This is a genomic window from Rothia sp. P100 (assembly GCF_023712425.1).
Lineage (GTDB): Bacteria > Actinomycetota > Actinomycetes > Actinomycetales > Micrococcaceae > Rothia > Rothia endophytica.
The window spans coordinates 854,094-866,937 of sequence record NZ_JAMAYG010000001.1 but is presented as its reverse complement, the minus strand read 5'-3'; the positions used below and the strand labels follow the sequence as shown (position 1 = coordinate 866,937).

Sequence of the window (12,844 nt, the reverse complement as noted above, 5' to 3'; positions counted from 1 at the left end):
CCTGCTGCCTGCGCGTAGAATGGTGGGGCATCTGCACCTGCCACCGAAAGGCCCCGCCCGTGAATCCCCTAAAACCTGCCCGCCTGGGTATAGGCATTATTAGCGCCGGGAAAGTGGGAGCGGTTTTAGGTGCCGCACTGCGTGCGGCCGGTCACGCTATCGTGGGGGTGCACGCTGTTTCTGAGGCCTCCAAAACCCGCGCTGAGGCGCTACTGCCCGGCGTCCCGGTGCTGACTATCCCCGAGATTGTTGAACGCAGTGAAGTGGTTCTTTTGGCAGTGCCCGATGACGCCCTGCCCTCACTGGTCAAAGGCTTGGCAGAAACTAAAGCCTGGCAGCAGGGGCAGATTGTTCTTCATACCAGCGGACGTCACGGTACCGATGTGCTGGCCCCCGCTAAAGAGTGCGGTGCTATCGGTCTGGCTATCCACCCGGCCATGACCTTCACCGGCCTGTCCCTTGACCTCACCCGCCTCAAAACCACCAGTTTTGGTGTCACCGGCCCTGCTCCCTTCCTGCCCATTGCCCAGGCGCTGGCTGTAGAGATGGGTGGTGAGCCGGTCCAGATTGCTGAGGGAGACCGGGTGCTCTATCATACTGCCCTCGCTCACGCTTCTAATCACCTGGTCACTATCACCGGTCAATCCCTGCAGATTCTTCGGTCTATCGGGGTAGAAGATCCCGCTCGTTACCTTGAACCTCTGCTGCGAGCGTCCTTAGATAACGCCTTATCAGCGGGAGAAAATGCGCTCACTGGCCCAGTGGCTCGCGGGGATGCGCACACGGTGGCTGCACACGCCCAAACCCTGGCAGGCTTTGCGGTAGAAGAAGAAGCGGGCGACATCAGTTCTGCTTATCTGGCCCTGGCACGCGCCACCGCCGAACGTGCCCACCGCCGCGGGGCGCTCACCGGTGAGCAGTACAATAGTGTGCTTGCAGCTTTGACGGTAAACTAGAGCCTGTCGTCCAGTGAAAGGACCTCTCACAGTCGTGATGAGCCAACCCGCTATTACACACACCATCGCTGATCTTGGTAACGAGATGCTCCTAGCGCGCACCAGTGCAGCCAGCCAGCTAAACGCCCAGATCGGCTCAAAAAAGCAGCTGACCGTAGGCTACGTCGCCACCATGGGCGCTCTGCATGAGGGGCATGCCACCCTGATTCGCCGCGCCCGCGAGCAGAATGACGTGGTGGTGCTGTCCATCTTTGTGAACCCCCTGCAATTCGGGCCCAATGAAGACTTCGACCTCTACCCCCGCACCCTTGAGGCGGACGCCGCGCTGGCAGCAGAAGCCGGAGTGGATGTTATCTTTGCCCCTACGGTTGAAGAAATGTACCCCGGTGGCCAGCCTCGTATTACGGTGTCCTCTGGCGGGCTCGGTCACCTCTTTGAGGGGAAAACCCGCCCCGGGCACTTTGACGGTGCGCTGACGGTGATTAACAAGTTCTTCAACATTCTCAAGCCGCTGACCGAGGGCGCTACGCTGAATGCCTACTTTGGGCAGAAGGACGCCCAGCAGCTGGCCCTGATGCAGCGCATGGTCACCGATTTCAACCACGATGTGGTCATCAAACCTGTACCCATCGTGCGTGCGGAGGACGGGCTAGCGCTATCTTCTCGCAACCAGTACCTCACCCCTGAGGACCGCGAAGCTGCTCTGGTGCTCTCCCGCACCCTGGCGCACCTGCGCGAAAAGTACATCACCGGCGTCCTTACCGATACCGCTGTGGACGAAGCGCGTGAGGCTATCAACAGCACCCCTGGCGTGCGTCTTGATTACCTTGAAGTGATAGATCCTGCCACCTTCCAAGCTCCCGTTGACGACCAGGGGCGTGTCCTGGCACTCGTAGCAGCCTACGTGGGTAGCACCCGCCTCATCGATAACATGGACATTAACTAGACCACCTTTGCACCAACCTCAGAACGGGTAAACCATTGACTGAACAGGGCACTACTGTGCACGAAAAGAACGATGTCTCAGAGCAGATGCAGATTCGCCTGGACAAGCGCGCTAAACTGCTTGAATCTGGCCGTGAGGCCTACCCGGTGGGTGTGCCGGTAACGCACACTGTCACCGAGATTCGCGAGAAGTATGATGGCAAGCTGGAGGCAGACCAGACGACCGGTGAGCTGGTGGGTGTCGCCGGCCGTGTGGTCTTTGTGCGCAATACCGGCAAGCTCTGCTTTGCCTCTCTGCAGCAGGGTAATGGAACCCGTATTCAAGCCATGATTTCTCTGGCTGGTGTGGGCGAAGAGGCACTGGCTGACTGGAAGGCCCTGGTTGACTTGGGTGACCACGTCTTTGTTCACGGTGAGGTGATCTCCTCCCGCCGCGGTGAGCTCTCCATCATGGCGGACTCCTGGCAGATGGCTTCCAAGGCACTGCGCCCCATGCCTAACCTTCACTCTGATTTGAACGATGAAACCCGCGTGCGTCAGCGCTACCTCGATTTGATGGTGCGCGATGAGGCTCGCCAGATTGTGCTCAAGCGCGCCAAGATTACCCAGACCGTGCGCGATGTGCTCAATAAGCGCGGCTACATTGAGCTGGAAACCCCTATCCTTCAGCTGATTCACGGTGGTGCTTCTGCCCGCCCTTTCACCACCCACCTCAATGCCTTTGACCAGCCCATGACGCTGCGTATCGCCACCGAGCTCTTCCTTAAGAGTGCAGCGGTGGGTGGCATGGAACGCGTCTACGAGATTGGCCGTGTCTTCCGCAACGAGGGTGTGGACTCAACCCACAGCCCTGAGTTCACCACCCTGGAGTGCTACGAAGCCTATGCTGACCAGTTCGTGATGGCTGATCGCATGAAGGAAATCATCATGACCTGCGCTGATGCCGTGGGTGTGCACCAGATTGAAACCGAGGCGGGCACCATTGACCTGACCGGTGAGTGGAAGTGGCTGGGTGTTTACCCCGGTTTGTCAGAGGTAGTGGGTCAGGAAATCACCCCCGAGACCACGGTCGATCAACTGCGCGCAATTGCTGCACAGCACGAGGTTGCCGTTGATCCCAAGTGGGACGCTGAGAAACTGGTCGTCGAGCTCTTTGGTGAGATTGTAGAACCTACTCTCATCAACCCCACCTTCGTCTATGACTACCCGCCCTCTGCCCAGCCCTTGGCACGCCAGCATCGCAGTGAAGCCGGTCTGATTGAAGCCTGGGACCTCATCATCGGTGGCATGGAACGCGGCACCGCTTTCTCTGAGCTGATTGACCCCGTGATTCAGCGTGAACGCCTCACTGAGCAGTCCAAGCTGGCAGCCGGCGGCGATGACGAAGCTATGCAGCTGGACGAAGGCTTCCTACGCGCTCTTGAACACGGAGCACCCCCCATGGGTGGCCTGGGACTGGGCATCGACCGCCTCGTGATGCTCTTCACCGGTGTGGGTATCCGTGAAACCATTCTCTTCCCGCTGATGAAGCCTGAAGCCGAGTAAGTCAGGCTGAGAAGCACCTATAAATATCGCCCATTGGCTCTAACCGATGGGCGATATTTTTGTGTTCACGGTAGATTGGTAGGAGCGAAACACTAAGGAAAAGAGTCACCATGGAATTCTTTATCGGGCTACTTCCCTCTATTGGGGCGGGCCTGGGCCTCTACTTCATCTTGCGGTGGATTAGCCGAGCTGACCGCACAGAACGTGCGGCTAAAAGCGATATTCAAAAGGACGCTGAGGCATGGTATGAAGCGGTCAAGAAAGATAAAGGCACTAAAGACCCTTTTGGTACCGGCAAAGAAAGTAAATAATTTACCGGTAAAATTTTTTCTCATTTCCCATTTTTATTCTCCCGGTGTATATTAATGACTGATATAGGTTCTCCTGTTAACTTGTTTCTAAACTTTTACCGAATCATCCCGTTTTCGGTTCTTGTGCGTTCATAAGGGTTCCTTGCCTTAACCACTGGATTATTTATATGAGGAGATAGTAATGGCTCAGAAAGTAAAGATTATTCTTGAAGATGATCTTGACGGCGGCCCCGCAGACGAAACCGTTCGCTTTGGACTAGATGGTGGATCATTTGAAATTGATCTGTCCAGCGCTAATGCGGCTCGTCTTCGCGACGCAATCCGCCCCTTCGCTGCTAAAGCTCGCCGTGTACAGGGCAACCGCACGCCCGGCCGTCCCGTCGGTTCACGTACCACCGCAGGTACTACTAAGCGCAACCCTGAAATCGCTGAAATTCGTCAGTGGGCACAGGAGAACGGTTACAAGGTATCAAGCCGTGGCCGTATTCACCAGGAAATTCAGGACGCTTACTACGCTGCTAAAAAAGATAAGTAGGGTTTAGAGTCTCACACTAAAGGTGGGTATCCCCTGATAAGGGGGTGCCCACCTTTATATATGTCAGCAAGGGATTAGCTTTCTCATTATAGTGCGGGCTTTAATGGGTATAACCCCTGAAAATTAGAGACGATAGGTAAATGGCGGAAGCAGGGGTTAATCAGAGATTCGCCAGGCTCTGGTTTTAAATATGCGATTGAAATAAATCTGCTCCCACCATTGGGTGCTCACCAGCACTCGACAAATATAATCTTCCCTCTCTAACGCCCGGTGCGTGAAACCTACCTTTTTCCCTCAAACTCGGCCCATTTTACTTTGTTGGCGAACGCAGTTCATTCCCTGGCGAACAGCCCCCCGTTCCCTTGCAAAGACGCGTAATCTTTGGGGTAATAATACGTTTCCAAGGAGTGTTCAATGTTTGAACGGTTTACTGACCGCGCTCGCCGAGTAATCGTGCTTGCTCAAGAAGAAGCACGCATGCTCAACCACAATTACATCGGTACTGAGCACATTCTGCTCGGTCTAATTCATGAGGGCGAAGGCATTGCTGCCCGCGCACTGGAATCACTGGGAGTGAATCTGACGGCTGTCCGGGAGCAGGTGCAGGAAATCATCGGTTCTGGCCCCCAGGCATCCAGCGGGCACATTCCCTTCACTCCGCGCGCCAAGAAGATTCTCGAGCTGTCCATGCGTGAGGCTATTCAGCTCAACCACGGCTACATTGGCACCGAGCACATTCTGCTGGGCATGGTGCGTGCCAATGAAGGCGTCGCCAACCAGATTCTGTCGAAGCTGGGTGCTGAGCCTGCTAAGGTGCGCCAGACCGTTATGGATCTCATCTCGGGATACCCTGGCAACAGCTCTGAAGGCAACAAGGAAGCTGCCGGTGTTGGGGCGGGTAACTCACGCGAAGGCACTCCCGCCGGTTCAGCTATCCTGGACCAGTTCGGCCGTAACCTGACTGCTGCTGCACGCGAAGGTAAGCTTGATCCCGTTATTGGGCGCTTCAAGGAGATGGAGCGCGTCATGCAGGTGCTCTCCCGCCGTACCAAGAACAACCCCGTGCTGATTGGCGAGCCCGGCGTGGGTAAGACCGCTGTCGCTGAGGGCCTGGCTCAAGCTATTGTTGCTGGGGACGTCCCCGAAACCCTCAAAGACAAGCACCTCTATACCCTGGATTTGGGTTCTATGGTGGCAGGTTCACGCTACCGTGGTGACTTTGAAGAGCGCATGAAGAAGGTACTCAAGGAGATCCGCAACCGCGGTGACATCATCCTCTTCATCGACGAGATTCACACCCTGGTGGGTGCTGGTGCCGCCGAGGGCGCTATCGACGCTGCTTCTATTCTTAAGCCTATGCTGGCTCGCGGTGAACTGCAGACCATCGGTGCAACCACCCTAGATGAATACCGCAAGCACATTGAGAAAGACCCGGCTCTTGAGCGCCGTTTCCAGCCTATCCAGGTGGACGAACCGGCTCCAGAAATGGCTATTGAAATTCTCAAGGGCCTGCGCGATAAGTACGAGGCGCACCACCGCGTCACTATCTCCGATGAGGCCATTGAGACCGCCGTTAACCTGGCTCACCGCTACATCTCAGACCGCTTCTTGCCTGATAAGGCAGTTGACCTGATTGATGAGGCCGGTGCTCGCCTGCGTATCAAGCGCATGACCACTCCGCCTGAGATTAAGGTGCTTGAAGAGCGTATCGCAAAGATCAAGGGCGAAAAAGAAGAGGCTATCGCCGCTAACGAGTTTGAGAAGGCAGCAGACCTGCGCGATAAAGAGCAGAAGCTGATTGCGGAGAAGGACGAAGCCGAGAAGACCTGGCGCAATGCCGGCGACGCCTTCGGTGAGGTTACCCCCGAAGTTATCGCCGATGTCCTGGCTGCCTCTACCGGTGTGCCTGTCTACAAGATTACCGAGGAAGAGACCAGTCGCCTGCTCAAGATGGAAGACGAGCTACACAAGCGCGTCATCGGTCAGGAGAACGCTATTAAGGCGCTCTCCCGCTCCATCCGCCGCACCCGCGCTGGTCTGAAAGACCCCAAGCGTCCCGGTGGTTCCTTCATCTTCGCCGGCCCCACCGGTGTCGGTAAGACCGAGCTGGCTAAGGCCCTGGCAGAGTTCCTCTTCGGCGATGAAGATGCCCTCATCACCTTGGACATGTCTGAATACCAGGAGAAGCACACCGTTTCTCGTCTCTTCGGTGCCCCTCCCGGGTACGTGGGCTACGAAGAGGGCGGCCAGCTGACCGAGAAGGTGCGCCGCAAGCCCTTCTCCGTGGTGCTCTTCGATGAGGTTGAAAAGGCTCACGCTGACCTCTTCAACTCACTGCTGCAGATTCTTGAGGACGGTCGTCTGACCGACTCTCAGGGTCGCGTGGTGGACTTCAAGAACACCGTTATCATCATGACCACCAACTTGGGTTCACGTGAGATGGCGCGCCGTGTGCCTGTCGGCTTCCAGCAGGTGGGCGATGACGCCGGCTCCTACGAGCGCATGCAGGGCCGGGTGATGGAGTCGCTCAAGGAGCACTTCCGCCCCGAGTTCCTCAACCGTGTGGATGATATCATCGTCTTCCCGCAGCTCTCAGAAACCGAAATTCTGCAGATCGTTGACCTCTTTGTCGCCCGCCTGGCTGAGCGTCTGCGTGAGCAGGACATGTCCATTGAGCTGACCGATAAGGCCAAGGTTCTTATGGCGACCAAGGGCTATGACCCCTCGATGGGTGCCCGCCCGCTGCGCCGTGAGATGCAGCGCAACCTCGAAGATCCCCTGTCAGAGAAGATTCTCTTCGGCGAGATCAAGCACGGTGAGAAGATTACCGTGGACGTTGAGGGGGAGGGCGAGTTGCAGAAGTTCGTCTTTTCTTCAGCGCCCCTGGGTGAGTTGGACAGTGCCAGCTTTGAGAAGGCTTTCAAGCAGAACGAGGCTGAGGAAGTTCCCGCAGTTCCCGAAGCTGAAATCGCCAACAAGGTTGCCGAGCAACAGGTTGAGGCTGAGGACGCCCGCGAAGCTGACGAAAGCTAAACCCACGGTGTAAGCCTTTGGCCGCCTGCTGGCCTTCCCTTTACCTCAGGATAGGGAAGACCGGCAGGCGGTTTTTGTTCCTTTGAGGGGGCTGGGTTGAGGTTTTAGAGCGCACTAGTGCTGAGTGGCGGTGCTGAACATCCGAAAAGATATCAAACCTTAACCAACCTCTCAGGTAGTGCCCAGCTTCTTTAAACGACAGCCCAAGGGTAGTGCGCCATACTTAAGTCATACGGTTCGAGAGAGCCCCTGGAGAGTTTTAGTGTGTATGGCTCAAAAGGACAAGAAGATTCTTGTGTGTATGTGTGTGTAATGATGTAAATCAGCCCCGCAGCTTAGGCCGCGGGGCTGATTTATTATCTCTGCTCTAGACTTAGACTATGACTCAACTGCTTGTTCGCGCCGCAACCGTAAAGGACGTCCCCGCTATTCAAGAGTTAGTGCGGCCCCTTGCGCTCGATGGGATACTGCTGGACAAGGAAGCGGTGACCTACTTTGAAGCCATTCAGGAGTTCTTAGTGGCAGAAGTAGACCGCGGCGCCGGGTCTGAACTGGTGGGGTGCGGGGCGCTGCACGTGATGTGGGAGAACATCGCAGAGATTAGAACTTTGGCTGCAGCACCGGATGCCCGCGGGCTAGGAGTGGGGCACCAGTTAGTGACCGCCCTCTTGGATCGGGCGCGTAAGCTCATGGTGAGCAGCGTCTTCTGCTTGACCTTTGAGGTGGACTTCTTCAGGCGCCAGGGTTTTAGAACCATGGAAAATCAGGAGCAGCTAGACCCTGAAACCTATATGGAGCTCCTTCGCTCCCGAGACGAGGGTGTCGCCGAGTTCCTGGATCTTGCGCGAGTGAAGCCCAATACCCTGGGTAATACCCGCATGATTATTGATCTCTAAACACGGCAGTTCTCACTCTGACCTGGGCCACATAAGTCTAGATGCCATTCAGCGACGCTAGGGCTATAGCTCATAGAACGCGCAGGGGTAGGTTAGAGCGAGACCAGCCCGGCTTTTTCTTGGGCCAATCCGTCTGCCAAGAGCCCCGCGTAGCAGCGGTCAATCTGCTCTGAGGATGAGTTGAGTGCCGCGAGGGCGCGGACGGCGGGTGCCAGCTCTGCGGGGTAGGCGAAGTCCGGTTTTCCACCGCTGGTCAAGAGTTCAGGGCTTACGCCTCCGCTAGCTGCACGGAGCACCGACAACATAGCACCGCGCAATTGGCGGTCAGTGCCAGCCCATGCCTGACCTTTGGGTTGGTAGTCAGCTTCGGGTTTACCTGCGGCCACCCAGGCACAGCGGTCAAACACCGGGCACTGCTCACACGAGGGAGACTTGGCGGTGCAGATGAGGGCGCCCAGCTCCATAACCGAGACGTTCCACAGGTTTGATTCTGCAAGATCTTCTGGCATCAGTGCTTCAGCCAGCCGGGTTTCAGCGGCGGTGAGAGCCTTGGACGGCAGTGCCTTGCCTGAGATAAGCCGGGCGTGCACCCGCCGAATATTGGTATCAATCACCGTGGCCCGGCGTCCAAAAGCAAAAACTGAGATAGCGGCGGCGGTGTAGCTACCTACCCCGGGCAGAGCCAGTAACTCTTCGTAGCTGGCGGGTACCTTGCCGCCGTGACGCTCCAGGACGGCAACCGCAGCAGCATGCAGACGCTGAGCGCGGCGGGGGTAACCTAGCCTGCCCCAGGCGCGCACTGCTTCACCCGGCTCCTCAGCCGCTAGATCAGCGGGCGTAGGCCAGCGCTCCAGCCAGGTTTCCCAGACCGGCAGCACCCGCTTGACGGGGGTTTGCTGCAGCATAAATTCGCTCACCATCACCTCCCAGGGGGTGTTAGCTCCGGTGCGCCAGGGCAGGTCACGGGCATGCTGCAGGTACCACTGGTTAATACGGTCGTGCAGCAAATCTATATCGCGGGCTGAGGGGAGGGCAGAAATCTGAGAGGAAGGCACCTCAACACTCTAAAACACCTGCTCATAAACCCGCTAATACGGTACATAAATTTTTCTGACCCGTACTAAACCCGGTACTCTAGTCTTATGTCAGAAAACGTTGATTCACATGGGGGCGTAGCTTCGCCCGAGGTTTACCGTCGCCGCCGCATCATTGCGCTTCTTGTCCTAGTCTTGGTGCTTCTGCTGGGCATTAGCCTGGTGAGTTGGCTCGTAGGTCGAGGCGGAGACTCTGAGCCCACGGCCGCTACCTCGTCAACCTCAGCTAGTGCCGAGGCTTTTAGCGATTTTAGCCAGCGCGCTACCGAATCAGCAACTGCCAGCCCCTCAGACAGCGAGAGCGCTGACCCCTCTGCTAGCTCTGATGAATCCGAGAGTGCAGAGCCTACTGAGTCTGCCTCCCAGGAGCCTAGTGAGTCGGCAGAACCCACTGAATCAGCGGAGCCTACTGAAGAGGCTACCCCTGAGCCCACTGAAACTCCCGCGGTAGTTGCTGCCTGCACCCCGGCTGACCTGCAGGTAAGCCTTACCGCTGACCGTACCAGCTATGCTGCCGGCCAGAACCCTGCCCTTGCGGTGGTCTACACCAACGCTTCGGATAACCCCTGCCTGGTCACCGGCGGCGTTGCTAACGTGGATATTAACATTACCTCTGGCCCCGCACAGGTCTTCAACTACGCCCAGTGCCATGCTGCACCCGCAGAGGACGCTCAGGTTGAAGCCGGCGCCACCAACACTACCTCGCTGAGCTGGGATCGTTCACTCAATGTATTGGGTTGCGGCACCAGCGCTAAAATTCAGCCCGGGCATTACTGGGCCACTGCCAGCGTTAACGGTGTGAACTCACAGCCGATACGTATCGTCGTTACTGGCTAAGGCGACGCAGTCTTTAGATGGGGAGTGCCCTCTTGTAGGGCGCTCCCTTTTTATATGCGCTGCTGGCCATCGCAGGCTGGGATGAGTTGCCGGGTAGACTACCATTGAACATGTGCTGACAGCTTATAGTGACTCCCTACTAAAAACCCTTGCCCAAATTGCTCCCGGGACGGAGCTGCGCGAGGGGCTAGAGCGCATCCTGCGTGGCCGCACCGGCGCCCTGATTGTGCTGGGCACTGACAAGACGGTTGCCGCGATGTCCTCCGGTGGCTTCGCTATTAACACCGCTTTTTCAGCCACACGCGTGCGGGAGCTTGCCAAGATGGATGGCGCTATCGTCTGCGATAAGGACGCCTCTACCCTGTTGGCGGCTGGCGTTCAGCTTCTACCGGACCCCAGTATTGAGACCAACGAATCTGGCACCCGCCACCGCACCGCTGAACGCGTAGCCAAGCAGACTGGCTTCCCGGTCATTGCGGTCAGCGCCTCAATGTCCCTCATCTCTGTCTATGCCGAGGGCATCCGCTACACAGTAGAAGACACACAGTCACTGATGAGCCGGGCCAACCAGGCGATTCGTACCCTGGATAGCTACACCGAACGTCTGGAGCAGGTGCTTCAATCCCTCTCGTCCCTAGAGATAGAGGCTAGCGTGACTATGCGCGATGTAGTCAGCACCCTCCAGCGCATGGAAATGGTGCGACGCATCTCCGTCGAGGCCGGGCACTACGTGGTGGAACTGGGCACTGTGGGCCGCCTAGTAGCCCTACAGCTTGAAGAACTCATCGCCAACGACCTTCCCGCCTCCTGGGTGGTCTTGCGCGACTACCTGCCAGCAGAAACCCCCGCTGAGACCCTGCACGGTGCCATAGCAGATCTTGAAGCCTTGGACGACAAAGAAATCGTAGACCTGCACGCCATCGCACAGGCCGTGGGTTTCAAAGATCACTTAGAAGCCCCCATGCACCCCCACGGGCACCGCCTACTGGCCGGAATTCACTCCATGCCCGGCGCCGTTGCCGACCGCCTGGTCTACCACTTCGACGGCTTGCAAGCACTGATGGCAGCCAGCCTGGATGACCTCCGTGCGGTTGAGGGCATCGGCGAACAGCGCGCCCGCGTGATCCGCGAATCCCTTTCCCGCATGGCAGAAAGCTCCTTGCTAGAACGCTTCATGTAAAGCCGTGTTCCCTACGTAGGTCTCTGCCGTGTGCCTCGCTGTGAGCTGACGCCGCTAAAAATGTCAGCCCGCGGCTCTATGCTGGTTTTATGGCTACTCGTAAGACTTCTCGCTCCCGCTCCGCTAACGCTTTTCGCTGTACTGAGTGCGGGTGGACGACCGCTAAGTGGGTGGGGCGCTGCGGTGAGTGTCAGCAGTGGGGCACCGTTGAAGAAGTTGGGGGAGCCGTTACCGCTAAAACCACGGTAGCTTCCAGCGTGCAGAACCCGGCTCGGCCCATTGCTGAGGTGGACTCGCGGGTGGCGCAATATATGAGTACCTGCAACCCGGAGTTTGACCGTGTGCTGGGCGGTGGCCTGGTGCCCGGTGCGGTGATTTTGATGGCGGGGGAGCCCGGCGTCGGTAAGTCCACCCTGCTGCTTGATGTGGCGGCTACTTTTGCCCGTGGGCAAGGGGCTACCGGGGGAGCAGCGGCTAAACCCCACAATGTGCTTTACGTGACCGGTGAAGAGTCAGCGGCGCAGGTGAAGTTGCGGGCTGACCGTATCAATGCTGTTGCTGACACCCTTTATTTGACCAGTGAAACCGATTTGGGCACAGCTCTAGCGCATATTGAGCAGGTGAACCCATCCTTACTGGTGGTGGACTCCGTGCAGACTCTGGCTTCTAGCGAGGTGGAGGGCAGCGCCGGTGGTGTCACCCAGGTGCGCGAGGTCGCGGCGTCCATTATTGCAGCAGCCAAGAGCCGCAATATGTGCACCCTATTGGTGGGTCACGTGACCAAAGAGGGCACTATCGCCGGCCCACGCCTCTTGGAACACCTGGTCGATGTGGTCTGCCAGTTTGAGGGTGATAAGCACTCACAGATTCGCATGCTGCGCGCCATTAAGAACCGCTTTGGCCCCACTGATGAGGTGGGTTGCTTTGATATGCATGAGGACGGCATCGCCCCGGTGACTGACCCGTCTGGGCTTTTTGTATCGCGTACTCCGCACCCGGTGGCAGGCACGTGTGTCACCGTGACCATGGAGGGCCGCCGCCCCCTGCTAGCTGAGGTGCAGGCGCTGCTGGATCAGAGCGCTACTCCGCAGCCGCGCCGTGCCACCAGTGGGTTGGACGGCGCGCGAATTTCTATGTTGCTGGCAGTGTTGCAGAAGCGAGCCGGCTTCAACGTGGGCAAACTGGACTGCTATATCTCAACGGTGGGCGGCGCTAAAATTTCTGAGCCTTCCGCCGATCTTGCCTGCGTGATCGCACTCGCTTCAGCCGCTCAAGATAAACCCCTGCCCCGTAAGCTAGCCGTTTTTGGTGAGGTAGGTCTAGCCGGTGAGGTGCGGGCGGTGCCCGGCATTCGTCAGCGCATTGCCGAGGTGGGAAGGCTAGGCTTCACCCACGTCATCGTGCCAGCCTCGCCTGCCGGGGTGGGTGAGGTACCTGCTGGTGTCTCAGTACGTGAGGTCGCTTCGCTAGCTGATGCTCTTGCTCTGCTTTTCCCCGGAGCAGGTAGCTAGA

The 12,844-nt window shown here is 57.7% G+C and carries 11 protein-coding genes; 10 read left to right on the top strand and 1 reads right to left on the bottom strand.

What is annotated here, in order from left to right:
- Positions 1–59: 59 nt before the first annotated feature.
- From M3668_RS03975 to M3668_RS03945, 7 genes are all read left to right on the top strand, one after another.
- Positions 60–956 carry a Rossmann-like and DUF2520 domain-containing protein gene (locus M3668_RS03975; RefSeq protein ID WP_251379494.1) on the top strand — a complete coding sequence of 299 codons (897 nt, stop codon included), beginning with the start codon at positions 60–62 and terminating at the stop codon, positions 954–956.
- Positions 957–993: 37 nt separating this feature from the next.
- Entirely contained in the window at positions 994–1,902 is a 909-nt protein-coding gene (panC, locus tag M3668_RS03970; RefSeq protein WP_285835727.1) for a pantoate--beta-alanine ligase, read from the top strand.
- An 86-nt stretch (positions 1,903–1,988) separates the two neighbouring features.
- Positions 1,989–3,446 (top strand): lysine--tRNA ligase, encoded by a 1,458-nt coding sequence (gene lysS, locus M3668_RS03965; RefSeq protein ID WP_251379709.1) that lies wholly within the window; start codon positions 1,989–1,991, stop codon positions 3,444–3,446.
- A gap of 110 nt (positions 3,447–3,556) precedes the next feature.
- Positions 3,557–3,757, top strand: a complete 201-nt coding sequence (locus M3668_RS03960) for a hypothetical protein (protein ID WP_237202908.1) — start codon at positions 3,557–3,559, stop codon at positions 3,755–3,757.
- Between the two features lie 181 nt (positions 3,758–3,938).
- Positions 3,939–4,292 (top strand): histone-like nucleoid-structuring protein Lsr2, encoded by a 354-nt coding sequence (locus M3668_RS03955; RefSeq protein ID WP_251379489.1) that lies wholly within the window; start codon positions 3,939–3,941, stop codon positions 4,290–4,292.
- A gap of 414 nt (positions 4,293–4,706) precedes the next feature.
- Positions 4,707–7,325, top strand: a complete 2,619-nt coding sequence (locus M3668_RS03950) for an ATP-dependent Clp protease ATP-binding subunit (RefSeq protein WP_251379488.1) — start codon at positions 4,707–4,709, stop codon at positions 7,323–7,325.
- 380 nt (positions 7,326–7,705) lie between these two features.
- Entirely contained in the window at positions 7,706–8,221 is a 516-nt protein-coding gene (locus M3668_RS03945) for an amino-acid N-acetyltransferase (RefSeq protein WP_251379487.1), read from the top strand.
- 92 nt (positions 8,222–8,313) lie between these two features.
- On the opposite strand, the gene M3668_RS03940 is transcribed toward M3668_RS03945, so the two are convergent.
- Positions 8,314–9,276, bottom strand: a complete 963-nt coding sequence (locus tag M3668_RS03940; RefSeq protein ID WP_251379485.1) for an iron-sulfur binding domain-containing protein — start codon at positions 9,274–9,276, stop codon at positions 8,314–8,316.
- 87 nt (positions 9,277–9,363) lie between these two features.
- On the opposite strand from M3668_RS03940, the gene M3668_RS03935 reads away from it, so the two are divergent.
- The 3 genes from M3668_RS03935 to radA all read left to right on the top strand — a co-directional run bounded on the left by M3668_RS03935 (position 9,364) and on the right by radA (position 12,843).
- Positions 9,364–10,152: a hypothetical protein gene (locus M3668_RS03935; RefSeq protein WP_251379484.1), complete on the top strand. Its 789-nt coding sequence runs from the start codon at positions 9,364–9,366 to the stop codon at positions 10,150–10,152.
- A gap of 112 nt (positions 10,153–10,264) precedes the next feature.
- Positions 10,265–11,332 carry a DNA integrity scanning diadenylate cyclase DisA gene (gene disA / locus M3668_RS03930; RefSeq protein WP_251379483.1) on the top strand — a complete coding sequence of 356 codons (1,068 nt, stop codon included), beginning with the start codon at positions 10,265–10,267 and terminating at the stop codon, positions 11,330–11,332.
- Between the two features lie 89 nt (positions 11,333–11,421).
- On the top strand, positions 11,422–12,843 hold the full coding sequence (radA, locus tag M3668_RS03925) for a DNA repair protein RadA (RefSeq protein WP_251379482.1): 1,422 nt from the start codon (positions 11,422–11,424) through the stop codon (positions 12,841–12,843).
- Position 12,844: the final 1 nt, after the last annotated feature.